Origin of the sequence: Martelella limonii (genome assembly GCF_013344475.1) — a bacterium.
Classification (GTDB): domain Bacteria; phylum Pseudomonadota; class Alphaproteobacteria; order Rhizobiales; family Rhizobiaceae; genus Martelella; species Martelella limonii.
Genome location: NZ_JABUOU010000012.1, coordinates 42196 through 61457, shown reverse-complemented (window position 1 = coordinate 61457; position 19262 = coordinate 42196). Strand labels below are relative to the sequence as shown.

Below are 19262 nucleotides of genomic sequence, written 5' to 3'. Positions count from 1 at the left end.
CCGGAAGGAACGGTCACCGCTGCCGTCAGGAATACGGCGCCAGCGTCATCGGAAAATCAGAGTTTGACAATATTCCGGGCTGGTCCGCAAGCCCTTGGCGCGGTGTCGCGGGACGGTTCTGGCTGTTGCGGAACCCAGAAAACCGGCGCCGATCATGGAAAGATCGCCACCTTGCCCCATCCTCTCCTCATTTTAACGTTTTATCAGCCATGAGACGCTCCCCTTTCAGGGATCAGTCGGACATGCCTTTTGACGCAGACGTCAAGGTCAATACACCCAGAACCGAGAAGGCCACTTCAGCCCACAGGATCGCTCTTCATGCCGCCACGCGAATTTTATTTCCGCCTCTCTGCCCCTTGTGACATCGGACGAATGCTCTTTTTGACGCAAGGTTTTAACGCGGATGCCCCCCGGTCTGGTTCCGGCAGTAATGAAAAATTTACCCTGCGCGCAGTATTTTTTGGTCTGGCACCTGTCACACCGTCTTTGAGTTTTGCGTAGGAAGTGTGTTTCGTGACGTCGATCAAGAATTCGAAATCCCGCCCCGGGCGTGATCGCAACAGCGGCTTGCTGCGCCTTGTCGCCACAGGCGCAATGATTGCCTTTGCGGGCGGTGCGATCATTATCATAGCCTCCTCGCCGATCCTGTCGGCGACGGTTTCCAAACCTGAGCTTGCCTCCTCGCGGGGCATAAGCCTGACCGTGAACCCGGCCTTCAAGACGCTCCAGCGCGCGCAAAGCGCGAAGGAAAAGCGGCTTGTGGCTGCCAGGAACGGACAAAGCCGCGCCGGGTCCGACCTCAATGCGGATGATGTCCGCCAGGCCTATCTGACGGACCGGGTGAAGCAGGCAGGGCGCACGGCGCTCGACAATATCCAGCGGGCGCTGGTGGGCAGGCAGATTGCGGACAATGCGCCAGTCGAGCTGGCTCTTGCCGGCGTGCCGCCTGAACTTGCCCCGAGGGCAGTGTCGGCGTCCAGCACCGCATCGAATCCTGTCGCGTCCATGACGCCTGCCGCGGTTCCGACACCGGCCCAGCCGGCGCCGACTGCGGTCGCGGCTCTTCAGCAGGGCGCCCCCAAGGCCTCGGCCGACGACGCCTTCAAGCTCGTTCTCCAGGGCGCCGATTCCGCACGGATGGCCCCTGGCGAAATTCCGGTTCCCGCCAAACGGCCGGCTGCCATGAAGCTCGCCTACGCATCCTTCGGCAATGACGGCCTCGACGGCATCATGGGCGATGTTCCCGAGCGCACCAAGAAGGTTGCCGTCTATGACATTTCCGCCGCCAAGGTCTACATGCCAGATGGCGAGGTGATGGAAGCCCATTCCGGCAAGGGCAAATATCGTGACGACCCGAAAAACACCCATGTGAAGATGGCAGGCGCCGTGCCGGCCGCGACCTACAAGCTGACCATGCGGGAATCCCTGTTCCATGGCGTGCCAGCGCTCAGAATGACCTCGGTCGACGGCACCAATCCGCTGGGTCGGACCGGCATTCTTGCCCACACCTACATGCTGCGCAATCCGGGCGATTCCCACGGATGCCTGGTGTTCAAGGACTATTACAAGTTCCTGAAGGCCTGGAAGGCCGGCAAGGTCGATTACATCGTCGCCGTTCCGAGCCTCGAGAAGGACGCGAGCATGCAGCTTGCCAATCGCTGAGTATGGGCGGCGGCAGGGCCCGACGCACAGAGTGAATGAATTGAAGCGCCGCCTGATCTTTCAGGCGGCTTTTCTTTTTGGCGCTGATGAAAGCCGGAGAGCCGTCTGCGGCCATTTGCCAGCCGCGGGGCCGAACCGGCGCAACACGGCGATCGACAGAACACGAAAGGCGGCCAGAGGCCGCCTTTCTATGATCTACATTGAACGGGACGTATCAGAAATCCCAGTCGTCATCTTCGGTCGCAATCGCCTTGCCGATGACATAGGACGAGCCGGAGCCGGAGAAGAAGTCATGGTTCTCGTCGGCATTCGGCGACAGGGCCGAAAGGATCGCCGGGTTGACCTTGCAGGCTTCCGGCGGAAACAGCGCCTCGTAGCCGAGGTTCATCAGCGCCTTGTTGGCATTGTAATGCAGGAACGCCTTCACATCCTCGGTCAGGCCGACCGCGTCATAGAGCGATTCGGTATATTTCGCCTCGATCTCATAGAGTTCGAACAGCAGGCCAAAGGCAAAATCCTTGATCGCCTCGCGCTCTTCTTCAGAAACCTTCTTCAGGCCCTGCTGGAACTTGTAGCCGATGTAATAGCCGTGCACCGCCTCGTCGCGGATGATCAGGCGGATCAGGTCGGCGGTATTGGTGAGCTTGGCGCGGCTCGACCAGTACATCGGCAGATAGAAGCCCGAATAGAACAGGAAGCTTTCGAGGAAGACGCTGGCGACCTTCTTCCTGAGCGGATCGGTAGCGCGGTATTCCTGCAGCACCAGACGCGACTTTTCCTGGAGGAAAGCGTTTTCTTCCGACCAGCGATAGGCATCGTCGACTTCCGCCATCGAGCAGAGCGTGGAGAAGATCGAGGAATAGGAGCGCGCGTGCACCGCTTCCATGAAGGAGATGTTCGACAGAACGGCTTCCTCATGGGGCGTTACGGCATCCGGCATCAGCGTCACTGCGCCGACCGTGTTCTGGATCGTGTCAAGCAGCGTCAGACCGGTGAAGACGCGGATGGTGAGCTGCTGTTCGATCTCCTTCAGCGTCGACCAGGACGGAATGTCGTTCGACAGCGGCACCTTTTCCGGAAGCCAGAAATTGCCGGTAAGACGATTCCAGACCTCAAGGTCCTTCTCGTCCTCGACACGGTTCCAGTTGACGGCGCGCGGCACGGCGATGACGGGTTTCTTCTGCATGTTCATGGTATTTCTTCCCCTCATCACAGGCTGCAGGATACGCAGCCTTCGACCTCGGTGCCCGAAAGCGCCATCTGCCGAAGACGGATGTAATAGATGGTCTTGATGCCCTTCTTCCAGGCGTAGATCTGCGCCTTGTTGACATCGCGTGTGGTGGCGGTGTCGCGGAAGAACAGCGTCAGCGACAGGCCCTGGTCGACATGCTGGGTGGCCGCCGCATAGGTGTCGATGATCTTTTCCGGACCGATTTCATAAGCGTCCTGATAATACTGGAGATTATCATTGTTCATGAACGGCGCCGGGTAGTAGACGCGGCCGATCTTGCCTTCCTTGCGGATCTCGATCTTCGAGACGATCGGATGGATCGAGGCGGTGGCGTTGTTGATGTAGGAGATCGAGCCGGTCGGCGGCACGGCCTGGAGGTTGCGGTTGTAGAGCCCGCCTTCCATCACCGCCTTCTTCAGTTCCAGCCAATCTTCCTGCGTCGGCAGCGTGATGCCGGCCTCTTCGAACAGCTCGCGCACGCGCTCGGTTGCAGGCACCCATTCCTGTTCGGTGTATTTGTCGAAATATTCGCCGCTTGCATATTTCGATTTCTCGAAACCGGCAAAGCTCACGCCGCGCTCGACCGCAATCCGGTTCGAGGCCTTCAGCGCGTGATAGGTCACGGCGTAGAAATACATGTTGGTGAAATCGACGCCTTCTTCCGAACCGTAGAAGATGCGTTCGCGCGCCAGATAGCCGTGCAGGTTCATCTGGCCGAGGCCGATGGCATGGCTCTCGTCATTGCCCTTTTCGATGGAGGGCACGGAGGAGATGTGGCTCATGTCGGAAACCGCCGTCAGCGCGCGGATCGCGGTATCGACGGTGCGGCCGAAATCGGAAGAATCCATCGCCATGGCGATGTTCATCGAGCCGAGATTGCACGAGATATCCTTGCCCATATGGGCGTAGGACAGGTCTTCGTTGAACTCGCTGGCTTCCGAAACCTGCAGGATTTCCGAGCAGAGATTGCTCATCGAGATGCGGCCGGCGACCGGATTGGCGCGGTTGGCCGTATCCTCGAACAGGATATAGGGGTAGCCGCTTTCGAACTGCAGCTCGGCCAGTGTCTGGAAGAAGGCGCGGGCATTGATCTTCTTCTTGCGGATTTCCGGGTTGTCGACCATCTCGCGATAGTGCTTCGAAATCTCGACCTCGGTCATCGCCTTGCCGTAGACGCGCTCCACGTCATAAGGCGAGAACAGGTACATGTCCTCGTTGTTCTTGGCGAGTTCGAAGGTGATGTCCGGGATCACGACGCCGAGCGACAAGGTCTTGATGCGGATCTTCTCGTCGGCATTTTCGCGCTTGGTATCGAGGAAGCGCATGATGTCCGGGTGATGGGCGTTGAGATAGACCGCCCCTGCACCCTGGCGCGCGCCAAGCTGGTTGGCGTAGGAGAAACTGTCTTCCAACAGCTTCATCACCGGGATCACGCCCGAGGACTGGTTCTCGATCTTCTTGATCGGCGCGCCATGCTCGCGGATATTGGTCAGCGAAAGCGCCACGCCGCCGCCGCGCTTCGAAAGCTGCAGCGCCGAATTGATCGACCGGCCGATACTTTCCATATTGTCTTCGACGCGCAGCAGGAAGCAGGAGACGAGCTCGCCGCGGCTCTTCTTGCCGGCGTTCAGGAAGGTCGGGGTTGCGGGCTGGAAACGGCCGGCGATGATTTCATCCACCAGCGCGGTCGCAAGCGCCTCATCGCCCTTGGCAAGCGCGAGCGCGACCATGCAGACGCGATCTTCGTAGCGCTCCAGATAGCGTTTGCCGTCGAAGGTCTTCAGCGTATAGGCGGTGTAATATTTGAAGGCACCGAGGAAGGTCTGGAACCGGAACTTCTTGGAGAAGGCATGATCCCAGAGATCGCGCACGAAATTGAACGCATACTGGTCCAGAACCTCCTGCTCGTAATAGCCCTCATCAACCAGATAATCGAGCTTTTCCCGTAGGTTATGGAAAAACACGGTGTTCTGGTTGACGTGCTGCAGGAAGTACTGCTTGGCCGCAAGCCGATCTTTGTCGAACTGGATATGCCCCTTCTCGTCATAGAGATTGAGCATGGCGTTGAGCGCGTGATAATCGACCGATGCCGCCTTGGTCTTGGCTGCGGCCTTGTCGAGCACGGTTTCTTCTTCGGCGCGTGTGGCCATTGTCAATTCTGCCGTTTCCAAAACTCTTCCAGTCCCTGTCTGACGTTGGTGACATCCTCTTCCGTGCCGAGCAGTTCGAAACGATAGAGGTACGGTACCTTGCATTTGGCCGCGATGATGTCGCCGGCAATGCCGTATGTATTTCCAAAATTGGTATTTCCGGCAGCAATGACGCCGCGAATCAGCGCCCTGTTTTCCGGATCGTTGAGAAACTGGATCACCGGCTTCGGCACGGCACCCTTGCCGTCGCCGCCGGCATAGGTTGGCACCACCAGCACATAGGGTTCGTCCACCTTCTTCGTGTCGCCCTGTGGGCCGAGACGCTTGGCTGGAAGCCCGGTCTTGGACACGAAACGATGGGTGTTGCCCGTGGCGCTGGAATAATAGACGAGCATGCCCGCCATCCCCTCAACGAAAGCGCGATCTGCGCTCCTCACATGAAATGCGCGCCAAATGGCGCGCCATCTTCAGCATCGGGAAGCGCCGCTCATCGCCGCTTCCACACTATTCGTTGCGGCGCGATGCCGCAGGCCCGCTCTCAGGCGAGCGCGCCGATCATGTCCGGACGGAAGCCCGACCAGTGCTGCTCGCCGGCGACCACGACGGGAACCTGGCGATAGCCCATGCCGACGACGTGGTCATAGGCTTCGTTGTCGGCGGAAACGTCGACGACTTCATAATCGAGGCCCTTGCGCTCCAGCGCACGGGTGGTCGCATTGCACTGTACGCAAGCCGGTTTGGAGTAGACGGTGATCTTCATTTCTATCCTCGTATATTCATGTCTGTCGAAGCGTCGCCGGTTTCCGCCGACACCATCGTCTTGCGCATCCTGGAAAGACGCGCGCACCTCAGAAACTGGAAGTGCCTGCCTCTTTCCGATCGGCCGCACGTCGCCTGATGCAAGCGACACGGCCGGAGATGACGGCCGGTTGTACCAGGCTCACATCACCCCTTCTCAGCAATGCCTCCGAAGCGTCTGAAACCGCAATGTTTTTAGCCTTCACAAGGCGGCAACATTCATGCGCAAAAATGCGCTCCAAACGCTTGAAACCACTTGTGAAACCAGATTTGGAAACGCTCTGTCGCGCATCCATGCGAATCGTCAGACCCTTCATCAACACTATATATGCTACCTGAAACGACCCAACCGTCAATATATAGAATTCAGCTTCGCTAATTTCCACAATTATGGTGAAAAAAAGATTGCCGAAACGCTGAACGCCGGTACACGCAAACAGGAGGTTGGGACAAAACGAATCGGTCGGCACGATTGTGACTGAGCCCGAATCATGCCTGCTGAGGGCGGTTGCGCACTACCAATCTGCAGTTGAACCGGAACTCAAGAGCCAGTTCTGCCCGCTATCCACAAGCACACGCTTCGGAACGATTTTCTGGGGATAAGAAAACCGCGGCGGCCGAATTGACAGTCGTCAGCAAGCCCTGCCTGAAGGACTGCCCGCCTGTCCGGAGGCAGAGGGATGCTCCGGGCTGTCAGATCCACGCATCGTGCTTTCCGCAAAAAGAACCTGATTTACAGGCCGATGCGCTAGTCATCATCGTCCGATGGCGGACGACCCTCCTGTCGCAGCACGAAGACATAGAGCGCAAGCGTGCCGAAGGCCATGACAAACCAGGTGATGGCATAGCTCAGATGCGCATTGCGGAACTTCACCACCGTCAGACCGCCGATCGGGAGCGCGCTCGGATTGCTGCCCGCCGATGCATCGATGAAATAGGGCGCATAGGGCACCAGACCCTTGGTGCGCATGATCGAGGCCACGTCGCGCCGGTACCACTTGCCCGCTGCCGGATCATTGGCGCGCGAAAACAGCCAGCCCTTTCCTTCCGGCATGCGCAGAAGGCCCTCGACGGTGACCGCGCCCTTCGGCGCCGGATAGAGCGATGGATCGCCTTCGCGGCCCTCCGGCACGAAGCCGCGATTGATCAGCACATAGCTGCCATCGTCGCGCATCAGCGGGGTCATCACGAAATAGCCCGGTCCGAGCTGGGTGGAATAATAGATCAGCGTCTGCGCCGCCTCGAAATAGGTGCCCGTCACCGCCACATGGCGATAGGCATCATCCGCCTGCGTCACCTGCGTGTCGAAGGTCGGCGCTGCGACCACCGGCGCCTCCACCCGCTGGTCGACGGCTTCGATCAGCGCCCGCTTCCACTGCAGCCGGAACACCTGCCAGGTGCCGAGACCCGCAAACACGGAAAACAGGATCGCCGTTGCGATCGTGAGGGAGAGGAATTTCTTGCTGGCGGTCATCATCGCGGGCCTTTCGGACCGGTCGTTCCTGGAAAACGACATTCTTACAAAACATTGTAAAGGAGCGGAAAGGAGGCGCGCGGAGGTCTCACAGCCTGCCTCGCGGATCACCTGCCGGACCATCGGCCGGACCTCGCAAGCCCTGCCGGGGAATTGCCGGAACTGAGGCTCCGGCGAGAACCGCCCGCGCCTGAGCGCGGGCGGCGAAAGCCTTACTGCTGGCCCTGCACGATGATGTTGCCGGTGACGCCGGCATCGCGCAGCTGCTGGGCAATCTCCGGCGTGGCGCAGACGATGGTGCCATCATCGAGATAGGTGAACCCGCTATCGGGCAGCGGCATCATGTAGGCGTTCATGTTGTGCATGACCCAGAGCGAACCGGCGAGCACGATCAGAAGCAGGATCAGCGCCAGAAGCGAAGACGCCATGGTCCATCCATGCTCCTGATGCGGGCTCAGAAGCAGGAAGTAGCGCAGATGCACCAGGATCTGGGCTGCGGCACAGATCATCACGACCGAGAGCAGGAAGCCTTTCGAGGAGATGGCGCCGGCCATCACCAGACCGAAGGGAATGATGGTCAGGACCGCGGCCAGCACGAAACCGGTCATCAGCCCCTTGAAGCTGCCATGGCCGTGGGAAGTGTGTTCAGCGCTGCTCATAGGATCGCTCCGGTAAGATAGACCAGCGAGAACACGCCGATCCAGATCAGGTCGAGGAAGTGCCAGAACATCGAAAGCGTTGCGGTGCGGCGGCGCATCGGCTCGCTCAGGCCGCGCTTGCGAAGCTGGAACAGCAGGACGATCAGCCAGATCGTGCCGAAGGTCACGTGCAGGCCGTGGGTGCCGACCAGCGTGAAATAGGCCGACAGGAAGGCCGAACGGTCCGGCGTTGCACCCTCGGAGATCAGGTCGTGGAATTCGTAGACTTCCATGACCAGAAAGCCGATGGCGAACAGGCCGGCGATCATCAGCCATTTCATCAGGCCGGACTTGTCGCCCTTATCCATCCGGAGCATGCCCATGCCGAAGGTGACCGACGACAGGAGCAGGAGCGCCGTTTCCACCAGCGCGAACCAGAGGTGGAACAGATCGTTCGGCGCCGGGCCGCCCGCATAGGAGCGGCCGAGCACGGCATAGGTCGCAAACAGCGTGCCGAAGATCAGGCAGTCGCTCATCAGGTAGATCCAGAACCCAAGCTGCGTCGGGCTCTCGTGATGGGCGTGGTCGTCGTGATGCGCGCTCGTATCTGCGCCCGTATCAGCGATCGTCATGCAAGTGCCTCCTTGGCCTTTTCCTGGTCGCGAGCGACCTGTTCGGCCGGAATGTAGTAATCACGCTCGAAGTTGAAGGTGTGGAAGATGATCGAGCCGATGGCGGCGACGAAGCCCAGCACCACCAGCCACCACATGTGCCACACCAGGCCGAAGCCGAGCGCGAGGCAGAAGAAGGCAGGCACGATACCGGCCCAGGTATTCTTGGGCATGTGGATCGGCTTGTAGTCGGTCGGCCACTGGAAGCCTTCCTTCTTCATCCGCCACCAGGCATCACGGCCGGTGACTTCGAAATCGGTCGGGAAGTTGTAGGGCGCCACCGGCGAGGTGGTGGCCCATTCCAGCGTGCGTGCATTCCACGGATCGGGACCGCATTTCAGCTTGTCGCGGTTCCGGATCGAGACGACGAGCTGGATCACGGTGCAGGCGATGCCGCAGCCGATCGTCAGCATGCCGATGCAGGCGATGATGAAATAGATCTGCCATCCGGTATCGGTGTAGCTCTGCAGACGGCGGGTCACGCCCATCAGGCCGAGAACGTAGAGCGGCATGAAGGCAATGTAGAAACCGATGCACCAGAACCAGAACGAACGGCGGCCCCACTTGTCGTCGAGCTTGAAGCCGAACACTTTCGGCCACCAGTACTGGTAACCGGCCATCAGGCCGAACACCACGCCGCCGATGATGACATTGTGGAAGTGGGCAATCAGGAACAGCGTGTTGTGAAGCTGGAAGTCTGCCGGCGGAACCGCCAGCATGACGCCGGTCATGCCGCCGATGGTGAAGGTGATCAGGAAGCCCACCGTCCAGTACATCGGGGTCTCGAACCGGATCCGCCCGCGATACATCGTGAACAGCCAGTTGAAGATCTTGGCACCCGTCGGCACGGAGATCACCATGGTGGAGATGCCGAAGAAGGTATTGACGCTGGCGCCGGATCCCATGGTGAAGAAGTGGTGCAGCCAGACAACGAAGGACAGCACCATGATGCAGGCGGTGGCGTAGATCATCGTGCGGTAGCCGAACAGCGGCTTGCCGGAGAAGGTCGCGACCACTTCCGAGAAAATGCCGAAGCAGGGCAGGATCAGGATGTAGACTTCCGGGTGGCCCCAGATCCAGATCAGGTTCACATACATCATGGGGTTGCCGCCCATGTCGTTGGTGAAGAAGTGCATGCCGAGATAGCGGTCAAGCGCGAGCATGGCGAGCGTCGCCGTCAAGACCGGGAAGGCTGCAACGATCAGCACGTTCGCGCAGAGCGTGGTCCAGGTGAAGACAGGCATGCGCATCATCGTCATGCCGGGCGCGCGCATCTTCAGGATCGTCGCAATCATGTTGACGCCTGATAGCGTCGTGCCTATCCCCGCGATCTGTAGTGACCATATGTAATAGTCGACCCCCACATCGGGCGAGTATGCGATTCCCGAAAGCGGCGGCATGGCAAGCCAGCCGGTGCGGCCGAGCAGACCGATGAACAGCGAGACGTTGAGCAGGATCGCGCCCGACACCGTCATCCAGAACGAGAAGTTGTTGAGCCACGGAAAGGCAACGTCGCGCGCGCCGATCTGCAGCGGCATCGCGATATTCATCACGCCGACCAGGAAGGCCATGGCGAAGAAGAAGATCATGACCGTGCCGTGGGCGGTGAAGATCTGGTCGAAGTGGTGCGGCGGCAGATAGCCCTGCGCGCCGCCGGCGGCGATCGCCTGCTGGGTGCGCATCATGAAGGCATCGGTAAAGCCGCGGAACAGCATCACCAGCGCCAGCACGATATACATCACGCCGATCTTCTTGTGGTCGACCGAGGTAAACCACTCGCTCCAGAGATAGCCCCATTTGCGATGATAGGTAATGAGCCCGAAGACGGTCAGACCCGCAATTACCACTGCGGCAAAGGTCACATCCAGGATCATGACATTGTAGGGAATGTCAGCCCAGGTGAGCTTGCCGAAGATGAAATTCCAGAATTCAGATCTCATTACTGCCTCACGGATTCAGAAGCGTTCGACGCGCCTTCGCCGGTGGCGAAGTTCGTGACGGTCTGGTCGGGGTTCTTGACGTTGACCGGGCCCTTGGTCGGCTCGTCGGGATTGGCGTGGAGCGTTTCCTCGAAGGCGTGCTGGTCGAAACCATCGCCTGGCGCGAACTCGTCATACACGTAGGAATCCTTGGTCTCGATTCCCTTCTTGCCGCCGCCGCCCATCATGTCCTGCATCATCATGTCGCCGATGCAGACCTTGCCGGGCTCGACGCAGAGACCGACGATCTTCTCGAACAGATTGTCGGCAACGCCGTTGTAATAGGAAACGCCATCGGCAACCGTCGGCTTCTGCAGCGTCTGGTAAGCATCGACCGACAGCTCGGAGGTCGAGGTCTTGACCGTGTTTACCCACTTGTTGAACTCGTCCTCCGAAACCGCAAAGGTCTCGAAATCCATATGGGCAAAGCCGGGACCGGAATAATTTGCCGAACGGCCGTAATATTTGCCGGCGTCCTCCGCGACGAGGTGAAGCTTCGTTTCCATGCCGGCCATGGTGTAGATCATGCCCGCCAGAGCCGGAACCGAGAACGTGTTCATCACCGAAGAAGACGTCAGGCGCAGATTGACCGGACGGTCCGTCGGCACCACGAACTGGTTGACGACCGCGATGTTCTGTTCGGGATAGATGAACAGCCACTTCCAGTCGAGGGATACGGCTTCGACCTCCAGCGGCTCGCCCGCGATATGGTCGAGTGGCTTGTAGGGGTCGAGGCGGTGGGTATAGACCCAGGTCAAAGCGCCGAGCGCGACCACGATCATCACCGGAACGCCCCAGATAAAGGCTTCGAACAGATTGGAGTGCTCGAATTCCGGATCGTAGTCATCCGTCGCCTTGCGTGAATCGCGGTAGCGCCATGGAATGTAGATCGCCATCACCAACACCGGAACGATGATCACCATCATCAATACGGTTGAGGCGACCAGGAGATCGCGTTCCTCATTGGCAACCCATCCGGCGGGATCGAGCAGAATGAGCTGACAGCCCGAAAGGGCCAGCACCAGCGGCAACAGCAATGCCGGTCTTATTAGCTTGGAAAGGTTCACAATCGTCTTCATTCTCTGCCAAACGCCCGGTTTTCGCGGAAAAACACGAGCTTTGTTGTCGATGACTTGCCTGCTGCCTTGCGGCTCTGGTCCCCGCGACATCCGCTGCGGCGCAGACATTCCCATTGAGATCATCCCGCCCGCCCCACCGGGTACGGGCGCACATGCGGCAGCTAGTAGCGCAATTTCGTCAAAAATAAACCGCTATCGTGCTGTGGCATTTTGGCACAAGGGCGAATGTCCGTCACCTGTGTCATCACTGTTTTCGCGTGCATTGCGTGAAAAATGCCACGAGGGCGCGATCTTCCAGCCTGCGTCCGGACATCCTCGTCCATCCGCGCTTGCAGCGCAACTCGACGTACCAAACCTCGATGAAAGCACGCATCTGGAACCTTCCGGCGCGCTGATCCGTTGCAGAATGGAACGATACTTTTCGCAGTTGCGGTGCATATGCATTTCATGCGACAATCGGACGCATGTGACAAATTGCGCATGACCGTTTCGAGGAGGAAACGAATATGACGGGTCTGTTTTTCTTTCCCTATGTTACCAGTGCCGTAGGCGTTCTGCTCGGCGTTTACTGGACGAATTCCACGCGCGAGTACAATCGCATCGATTACATCATGCGCGCCTGCTTCATCTTCATCATCAACATCGTGATCTCGTTTCTCCTGGAATTCGCCTTCCCGATGGAAACCGTGACCAGCTCGGGCATTGCGCTGTCGACCGCCTACTTCCTGGGTCTTTCGATCTATGCCGTGGTGCCGGGCCTGGCCTTCGGCCGCTTCACCGCCTTCCGCGCCCGCAACATGGGCCACGACAAGGCGGTCGCCTACTGGTCGGCGATCCCCTTCGTGTTCATCTACTTCATGCTGGTCGCGCACAAGAGCGCGCCGCACAAGCCGACCCCCACCCACGCCTGATCGGCGCTGGACGGAGGAGAATAAAAAAGCCCCGGTGTGATGCCGGGGCTTTTTGTTTGCAGAAAATTTGCCGCTCTGAGACCGTAGCGCGCTTGCCCTCACCCGGCGCATACGCTTGACCCTCTCCCTTGCGGGGAGAGGGGTAAACATGCTGCGTTCTCAGAGCAAGCGGCAAGGCAGAACCGCGCCGTACTCCCCTTCTCCCCTTGGGGAGAAGGTGGCCGAAGGCCGGATGAGGGAACGCCCCTCAATCCGGCACGAAGCCGGCAGCTACTTCGCGGCGCCAAGCAACGCCGCAACAAGGCCCTGCGTCGAGGAATCGTGCCCTTCGGCACTTTCCTTGCCGGAAACGACCGGCAGCAGGCCGGTGGCGAGTTCCTTGCCGAGTTCCACGCCCCACTGGTCAAACGAGTTGATGCCGAACAGAACGCCTTCGACGAACACCCGGTGCTCGTAAAGCGCGATCAGACGGCCGAGCGCATAAGGCGTCAGCTGATTGTAGACGAAGGTGATCGAGGGGCGGTTACCGGAGAAGACGCGGTGCGGCGCGATCCGGTCTGCGGTGTCCGCATCCACGCCCTTGTCGGTCAGCTGCGCGCGCGCCTCTTCAAGCGAGCGGCCCTTCATCAGCGCTTCGGACTGCGCAAGGCAGTTCGCCATCAAAAGCTGGTGCTGGTGGCGCAGATCATGCTCGAAACCATTGGCCGCGATCATGAACTCGATCGGGATGATGTTGGTGCCCTGATGCAGCAGCTGGAAGAAGGCATGCTGGCCGTTGGTGCCGGGTTCGCCCCAGACGATCGGGCCGGTCGGCGTCGTCACCGCTTCGGATTCGATCGTCACCGACTTGCCGTTGCTTTCCATGTCGAGCTGCTGGAGATAGGCGGCAAAACGCGACATCCGCTGATCATAGGGAATGACCGCGCGCGAGGGGTAATCCAGGATGACGCGCTGATAAAAGCCGACGAGACCGAGCAAGAAGGGCAGGTTCTCCTTGACCGGCGCCTCGCGGAAATGGGTGTCGATCGCGTGGGCGCCATCGAGGAACCGGCCGAAATTCTTCTCGCCGATCGCGATCATCAGCGGCAGGCCGATCGCCGACCAGATCGAATAGCGCCCGCCGACCCAATCCCAGAAACCGAACACGCGCGACTGGTCGATGCCGAATTCGGCAACCTTGTCGAGCGCGGTCGAAACGGCGCAGAAATGATGCGCGACCGCGTCTTCGCCGAGCGCGGACGCAATGAACTTGCGCGCCGTCCTGGCATTGGTCATCGTTTCGATCGTGGTGAAGGTCTTGGAAGCGACGATCACGAGCGTGGTCGCCGGATCGAGCGTCTTCAGCGTGTCGGCGATATGGGCGCCATCCACATTCGAGACGTAATGCAGCTTCGGACCGTCATGGAACGGCGCGAGCGCCAGCGTCGTCATCGCCGGACCAAGATCGGACCCGCCAATGCCGATATTGATGACATCCGTGAACGGCTTGCCGGTGGCGCCGTGAATGGCGCCGGTGCGGATGCCTTCGGCGAAATCGCCCATGGCGGCCAGCACCTCGTTGACATCCGGCATCACATCCTTGCCATCCACCATCACCGGCGTGTTGGCACGGTTCCTGAGCGCGGTGTGCAGAACGGCACGGTCCTCGGTGATGTTGATCTTGTCGCCAGCAAACATGGCTGCCCGCTTTTCGGCAACGCCGGCCTGGTCAGCAAGCGCCACCAGAAGATCGAGGACCTCGTCATTGACGGCTGTCTTGGAGAAATCCATCAGCAGATCTTCAAACGAGACGCTGAATTTGGAAAACCGCTCGGGATCGGCGGCAAAGGCTTCGCGCAGATCGGTGGCGTTTTCGCGCGCGGCCGTTTCCTTGAGCTTGGCGATAAGGGCGTTCATGTCAGTCTGCTCCCTGAAACATGGGGTGGGGCGGTGTGATCTTGACTGGCACAGGACCGTGAAGCCTTCAAGAACCGCCGGCAAGAATGTGCGGCATTGAAGGCGGAGCGGCGCGGAAAATCAAGCGCGGCTTTCGAATTGTTTTCGTTGGCGACCGGTAACGCTCGTGCCGCGCTGAAGACGTGGTCGCCATGTCCGGAAGGCGCAGCAAGGTCGGATTTCCAAGACACACGCATCACGCCGACCCCGGGGGTCCTTCAATTCTATTGATTGTTGAAATGATTGAAACGCTGCTAAACCGGTGTTTTGCTCGAGGCAGGACGGAAAGATGCGCACGACAGACACCCGCAACATGGCACCGATCATGATCGCCGGCGGCATCGTGCTGGCGCTCTCCTTCGGGGTGCGCTCGGTGCTGGGCGGGGTAATCGAGCCGCTTTCCAACGATCTGTTCGGCGGCAGGCTCGAGATCTTCTCGATATCGCTCGCGATCCAGAACCTGGTCTGGGGTCTGGCGCAGCCCTTCTTCGGCATGCTGGCCGACAAGTTCGGCGACCGCCGCGCGCTCTGGCTCGGCTTCCTGTTTTATGTTCTCGGCATGGGCGTTTCGATTGTCGGCACCACGCCCTTCGCCCAGCATATGGGCGCCGGCGTGCTGGTGGGCATGGGCATTTCCGGCACCGCCTTCGGCACGGTTCTCGCCGTCATCGGCCGGGCTGCCCCCGCCGAAAAGCGCGGTTTCTATCTCGGCGTCGCCTCTGCCACCGGCTCTGCCGGTCAGGCGCTGCTGCCGCTGCTGGTCGCCTTTCTGATTGCCCATTTCGACTGGCGCGTGACGATGGCGATCCTGACGGCACTTCTGGTGCCGATGGCCTTCGCGATCCCGTTCCTGAACGTGCGACCGGAAGAAGGGGCCGCGACCCCGCCGCCGATCGACCTTGGCGAGACCCTGCGCCACGCCTTTGCCCATCCAAGCTTCCTGATGCTGGGGCTCGGCTTCTTCGTCTGCGGCTTCCACCTTGCCTTCATCACCGCCCATCTGCCGACCTATGTGCAGAATTTCTGCGCCGGCACCGGCATGACGCCGTCGCAATTGCGCGGGCTCGGGCTGCAGGCGCTGGCGCTTGCAGGCTTCGGCAATATTTTCGGCACGCTGCTTGCCGCGCGGCTCGGCAATATCTTCGCCAAGCCGCATGTACTCGCCGCCATCTATGCGCTGCGCGCCGTGGTGATCCTCGTCTTCATCTGGCTGCCGCTGACGCCGCTATCGGTGCTGATCTTCGGCATGAGCATGGGCGCGCTTTGGCTTTCCACCGTGCCGCTGACCAGCGGTCTGATCGTGGTGATGTTCGGGCCGCGCGCCATGGGAACCCTCTTCGGTTTCGTGTTCCTGAGCCATCAGCTCGGCGGCTTCATCGGCGTCTGGCTCGGCGGCGCCTGGTTCGACCGCTACGGCAATTACGACATGATCTGGTACGCCGCGATCGTGCTCGGCCTCGTCTCCGCGCTGGTGCACCTCACCGTCAGGGAACGCCCGGCGCCCGCCTATGCCTGACCGACCTATTAAGATTTCGGAAAGCATGATCCGATAATCTGGCAAGGCTCCGGCTAAAACGGAGGCGCTCGCTTTATTTCCGCCGGACTCTTTTCGGGGATTCGCCAAGCGTCTATGTTTTGAAAGGGCGCGATTCGGCAATCGGCCGGATCTTCATCGACATGACTTGCCCGAAGCGTCCTTCAACGGCGCTTCAACACCGGCGGCCCCCGCGCTCAGCGGCAAATCGAGCGTGGCCCGCCGAAAAAACGGATGGATTGATGGGCCGCGGCGGCACTCACACGAACAAGCGCTATCGCCATTTCGGGCGGCATTGCGCACGGCTTTTGCTGGCCGGAACCGCGCTTTCGGTGATCGTCGGGGGGGCGTTCGCCGCCGAAGCCGCACCGCCGACGCTGTCCTCGCGCGAGGTCATGGCGCTTGCCACCTTTGGCGGCGTGCTGGCCGCGACCGTGCTTTCCACGCTCTGGTTCATGCGCCTGCGCGGCCGCACCGAGGCGGAAAACATCCAGCTCGCAGCAGAGCTCGAGGCCGAGCGCGAACGCATTTCCAATCTGAAGGCCCTGAACGCCGAAAAGAACCGCCGCATCGTCTTCTGGGAAGGCCCCGATGCCGCCCCTGAATTTCTCGGCGCGCTGCCGGAAGAAGCCGGCGCGCCGGAAGACGACCACGCCTTCCTCGCCTTTTCCGACTGGCTTTCCCCCGGCAGCACCAAGCAGCTGGATGCAGCCGTTGCCGCCCTGCGCACCCGCGCCAAGGCCTTCGAGATGCTGGCCGAGACAAGCAGTGGCTATGTTCTGGAAGTGATCGGCGGCACCACCGGCGGACGCGCCCATGTGCGCTTCGGGGCGCTGGAATCGCTGCGCGCCGAGCTTGCCGAGCTCAAGCTCGAGCACAAACGCACCAAGGCCATGCTGTCGCGTTTCGAAACGCTCATGGACGGGCTTGAGACGCCGGCCTGGCAGCGCGATGGCGAAGGAAGGCTGATCTGGGTGAACCGCGCCTATGTGAAGGCGGTGGAAGCCCCCGACGCGGCGGCAACGCTTGCCGAAAACCGAATGCTCCTTTCTGCGGCGACCCAGGAAAAGCTCGATGGCAAGATCGGGGCCGGTCAAACCTTTACCGGCCGCCAGCCGGTGGTGACGGCAGGCGAACGCATTTTCTACGATCTGACGGAAGTGGCGACCGGCGAAGGCTCGGCAGGACTTGCCTTTGACGTATCCGCGCTGCAGGCAGCCGAGACGGCGCTGGAGCAGACGCTTGAAAGCCATGCCGACACACTCAACCATCTCAACACCGCGGTTGCGATCTTCGATGCCGACCGGCGGCTGAAATTCTACAACCAGGCTTTCGAAAAGCTCTGGAAGCTCGACATGATCTTCCTCGAAGGCCATCCCGACAATGGCGAGCTGTTCGAGCGGCTGCGTGCCGACGGCAAGCTGCCGGAGCCGCATCTGTGGCGCGAATGGAAGGACAAGGCGCTCTCCGTCTATCATTCGGTCGCGCCCTATAACGACCTCTGGTATCTGCCGAGCGGCGAGACGCTGAGCGTATTCGCGTCCGCCCACCCGCGCGGCGGCACCACCTGGGTTTTTGAAAACCATACCGAGCAGGTGGCGCTGAAGACCCGCTACAACACGCTGGTCAAGGTTCAGGGCGAAACCATCGACCACCTTTCCGAAGGCGTTGCCGTGTTCGGGCCCGATGGCCGGCTGAAGCTCTCCAACCCGGCCTTCATGGGCTTGTGGCGGATCGGCGAGAAGGAAGCCGAGCCCGGAACCCATATCCGCGCGCTGATGCAGATCGCAGAAAAGGACGAGGGCGCCGCCAAGGGCTGGCGTCTGTTTGCCCGGATGATCACATCCTTCGACGACGAGCGCGTGTCGCGCCAGGGCCGTCTGGAACTGTCCTCCGGCGTCGTGCTCGACTATGCGGTCACCCCGCTGCCGAACGCCCAGACCATGCTGACCTTCGTCAACAAGACGGATTCGGTCAATGTCGAGCGGGCGCTGACGGAAAAGAACGACGCGCTGCGCAAGGCCGAGGAACTGAAGAACGCCTTCTTGGAACATGTCAGCCACGAGTTGCGCACGCCGCTGACCTCGATCATGGGCTTTGCCGAACTGCTGAAATCGGCCGAAATCGGTCCGCTGACGGCGCGCCAGAGCAATTATGTCGATCACATCGCCAATTCGTCCTCCGTGCTGATGACGATCGTCAACGACATGATCGATCTGAAATCGGCCGATGCCGGCATCCTGCAGCTCGAATGCGACCGGATGTCGCTCGACGATCTGATCGATTCCGTTGCCGACGATATTTCGAGCCGATTGCAGGAAACCGGTGTGACGCTGGAAATCACCGCGCCGCCGAAGCTCGGCTTCATCACCGCCGATTTCCAGCGGCTGAAGCAGGTGCTGCTGAAGATCCTCGGCAACGCAATCCGCTACGCGCCCCGCAGCTCGATCATCGCGCTGTCATGCTGGCGCGAGAACAGCGATTTCGTGTTCACCGTTACCGACAACGGGCCCGGCATCAGCGAGGATGCGCTGGAGAATGTGTTTTCGCGATTTGAATCGGGCGGACGGCAGGCGCAGTATGCTGGCGCGGGCCTAGGCCTTGCGATCGTGGAAAGCTTCGTCGGCCTGCATCACGGCAAGATCTTCATCGATTCCGAGGCAGGCGCCGGCACCACCGTATCCTGCCGGATACCCGATGCGGTCGAACAATCGGCCGACATCATCGCGGCCGAATGAACACGGTCTTTCTCGCCGACGAGAGGGCGACGATCGCCTTTGCCGAAAGCCTTGCGCCGCATCTTCAAGCGGGCGACTGCCTGCTGCTCGACGGCGATCTCGGCATGGGGAAATCGACCTTTGCCCGCGCCCTCATCAGGGCGCGGCTTGGGGACCCCGCTCTGGACGTGCCAAGCCCCACATTCACGCTGGTGCAGGTCTATGACGGCGATCCGCCACTCTGGCATTTCGACCTCTACCGGCTTTCCGACGCAGACGAACTGATCGAGCTCGGCATTGACGAGGCGCTTGCCGACGGTATCAGCCTGATCGAGTGGCCCGGTCGCGGCGGGGATCTTCTGCCCGACGATGCGATCAGCATTGCCTTCGAGGAAGAGGGCGATGGCCGCAGGGTGGCGCTTTCCGGCGGGCGGTCTGCAGAGCTGGCGAAGGTCCTTCCGCCAAGCTTCTAAGGCTGGCGCA

The 19262-nt window shown here is 60.5% G+C and carries 15 protein-coding genes; 5 read left to right on the top strand and 10 right to left on the bottom strand.

The genetic code is table 11. The annotated features are described in order from the left end of the window. Positions 1–513: 513 nt before the first annotated feature. On the top strand, positions 514–1662 hold the full coding sequence (locus HPQ62_RS19230; protein WP_342343736.1) for a DUF2778 domain-containing protein: 1149 nt from the start codon (positions 514–516) through the stop codon (positions 1660–1662). A gap of 214 nt (positions 1663–1876) precedes the next feature. On the opposite strand, the gene nrdF is transcribed toward HPQ62_RS19230, so the two are convergent. The 9 genes from nrdF to cyoA form a co-directional block, all read right to left on the bottom strand. After that, entirely contained in the window at positions 1877–2854 is a 978-nt protein-coding gene (nrdF, locus tag HPQ62_RS19225; RefSeq protein ID WP_174804217.1) for a class 1b ribonucleoside-diphosphate reductase subunit beta, read from the bottom strand. A 17-nt stretch (positions 2855–2871) separates the two neighbouring features. Further along, positions 2872–5043, bottom strand: coding sequence for a class 1b ribonucleoside-diphosphate reductase subunit alpha (nrdE, locus tag HPQ62_RS19220; protein ID WP_174804216.1), 2172 nt, complete (start codon positions 5041–5043; stop codon positions 2872–2874). A 2-nt stretch (positions 5044–5045) separates the two neighbouring features. Next, positions 5046–5447: a class Ib ribonucleoside-diphosphate reductase assembly flavoprotein NrdI gene (gene nrdI, locus HPQ62_RS19215; RefSeq protein ID WP_174804215.1), complete on the bottom strand. Its 402-nt coding sequence runs from the start codon at positions 5445–5447 to the stop codon at positions 5046–5048. A 134-nt stretch (positions 5448–5581) separates the two neighbouring features. Then, positions 5582–5803, bottom strand: coding sequence for a glutaredoxin-like protein NrdH (gene nrdH, locus HPQ62_RS19210; RefSeq protein ID WP_174804214.1), 222 nt, complete (start codon positions 5801–5803; stop codon positions 5582–5584). Between the two features lie 786 nt (positions 5804–6589). Continuing rightward, positions 6590–7315: an SURF1 family protein gene (locus HPQ62_RS19205; RefSeq protein ID WP_244629778.1), complete on the bottom strand. Its 726-nt coding sequence runs from the start codon at positions 7313–7315 to the stop codon at positions 6590–6592. Positions 7316–7527: 212 nt separating this feature from the next. After that, positions 7528–7974 carry a cytochrome o ubiquinol oxidase subunit IV gene (gene cyoD, locus HPQ62_RS19200; RefSeq protein ID WP_174804212.1) on the bottom strand — a complete coding sequence of 149 codons (447 nt, stop codon included), beginning with the start codon at positions 7972–7974 and terminating at the stop codon, positions 7528–7530. Next, a complete protein-coding gene (gene cyoC / locus HPQ62_RS19195; RefSeq protein WP_174804211.1) occupies positions 7971–8585 on the bottom strand; it encodes a cytochrome o ubiquinol oxidase subunit III in 615 nt (204 codons plus the stop codon). The genes cyoD and cyoC overlap by 4 nt, the downstream gene beginning before the upstream one ends. Next, positions 8582–10564 (bottom strand): cytochrome o ubiquinol oxidase subunit I, encoded by a 1983-nt coding sequence (gene cyoB, locus HPQ62_RS19190; protein WP_174804210.1) that lies wholly within the window; start codon positions 10562–10564, stop codon positions 8582–8584. The genes cyoC and cyoB overlap by 4 nt, the downstream gene beginning before the upstream one ends. Beyond that, positions 10564–11682, bottom strand: coding sequence for a ubiquinol oxidase subunit II (gene cyoA / locus HPQ62_RS19185; RefSeq protein ID WP_244629777.1), 1119 nt, complete (start codon positions 11680–11682; stop codon positions 10564–10566). Before cyoA ends, cyoB begins: the two co-directional genes overlap by 1 nt. Before the next feature lie 506 nt (positions 11683–12188). On the opposite strand from cyoA, the gene HPQ62_RS19180 reads away from it, so the two are divergent. Beyond that, a complete protein-coding gene (locus tag HPQ62_RS19180; RefSeq protein ID WP_174804209.1) occupies positions 12189–12593 on the top strand; it encodes a hypothetical protein in 405 nt (134 codons plus the stop codon). A 270-nt stretch (positions 12594–12863) separates the two neighbouring features. Here HPQ62_RS19180 and pgi read toward each other — a convergent pair whose 3' ends face one another. Next, a complete protein-coding gene (gene pgi, locus HPQ62_RS19175; RefSeq protein ID WP_174804208.1) occupies positions 12864–14489 on the bottom strand; it encodes a glucose-6-phosphate isomerase in 1626 nt (541 codons plus the stop codon). Between the two features lie 328 nt (positions 14490–14817). Here pgi and HPQ62_RS19170 point away from each other — a divergent pair, with 328 nt between their 5' ends. The 3 genes from HPQ62_RS19170 to tsaE all read left to right on the top strand — a co-directional run bounded on the left by HPQ62_RS19170 (position 14818) and on the right by tsaE (position 19252). Continuing rightward, the gene (locus HPQ62_RS19170) at positions 14818–16044 is read left to right on the top strand and encodes an MFS transporter (RefSeq protein ID WP_174804207.1); all 1227 of its coding nucleotides are present in this window, start codon (positions 14818–14820) and stop codon (positions 16042–16044) included. 260 nt (positions 16045–16304) lie between these two features. Beyond that, positions 16305–18800, top strand: a complete 2496-nt coding sequence (locus tag HPQ62_RS19165; protein WP_174804206.1) for a PAS domain-containing sensor histidine kinase — start codon at positions 16305–16307, stop codon at positions 18798–18800. Continuing rightward, on the top strand, positions 18797–19252 hold the full coding sequence (gene tsaE, locus HPQ62_RS19160) for a tRNA (adenosine(37)-N6)-threonylcarbamoyltransferase complex ATPase subunit type 1 TsaE (protein ID WP_174804205.1): 456 nt from the start codon (positions 18797–18799) through the stop codon (positions 19250–19252). Before HPQ62_RS19165 ends, tsaE begins: the two co-directional genes overlap by 4 nt. The last annotated feature ends 10 nt before the right edge of the window (positions 19253–19262 follow it).

Coding starts and splice junctions, on each gene's coding strand:
- cyoD (WP_174804212.1), bottom strand. CDS start 7,974: ATGAGCAGCGCTGAACACACTTCCCACGGCCATGGCAGCTTCAAGGGG.
- HPQ62_RS19205 (WP_244629778.1), bottom strand. CDS start 7,315: ATGACCGCCAGCAAGAAATTCCTCTCCCTCACGATCGCAACGGCGATC.
- nrdE (WP_174804216.1), bottom strand. CDS start 5,043: ATGGCCACACGCGCCGAAGAAGAAACCGTGCTCGACAAGGCCGCAGCC.
- cyoB (WP_174804210.1), bottom strand. CDS start 10,564: ATGAGATCTGAATTCTGGAATTTCATCTTCGGCAAGCTCACCTGGGCT.
- cyoC (WP_174804211.1), bottom strand. CDS start 8,585: ATGACGATCGCTGATACGGGCGCAGATACGAGCGCGCATCACGACGAC.
- HPQ62_RS19165 (WP_174804206.1), top strand. CDS start 16,305: ATGGGCCGCGGCGGCACTCACACGAACAAGCGCTATCGCCATTTCGGG.
- HPQ62_RS19170 (WP_174804207.1), top strand. CDS start 14,818: ATGCGCACGACAGACACCCGCAACATGGCACCGATCATGATCGCCGGC.
- pgi (WP_174804208.1), bottom strand. CDS start 14,489: ATGAACGCCCTTATCGCCAAGCTCAAGGAAACGGCCGCGCGCGAAAAC.
- tsaE (WP_174804205.1), top strand. CDS start 18,797: ATGAACACGGTCTTTCTCGCCGACGAGAGGGCGACGATCGCCTTTGCC.
- nrdH (WP_174804214.1), bottom strand. CDS start 5,803: ATGAAGATCACCGTCTACTCCAAACCGGCTTGCGTACAGTGCAATGCG.
- HPQ62_RS19180 (WP_174804209.1), top strand. CDS start 12,189: ATGACGGGTCTGTTTTTCTTTCCCTATGTTACCAGTGCCGTAGGCGTT.
- nrdI (WP_174804215.1), bottom strand. CDS start 5,447: ATGGCGGGCATGCTCGTCTATTATTCCAGCGCCACGGGCAACACCCAT.
- cyoA (WP_244629777.1), bottom strand. CDS start 11,682: ATGAAGACGATTGTGAACCTTTCCAAGCTAATAAGACCGGCATTGCTG.
- nrdF (WP_174804217.1), bottom strand. CDS start 2,854: ATGAACATGCAGAAGAAACCCGTCATCGCCGTGCCGCGCGCCGTCAAC.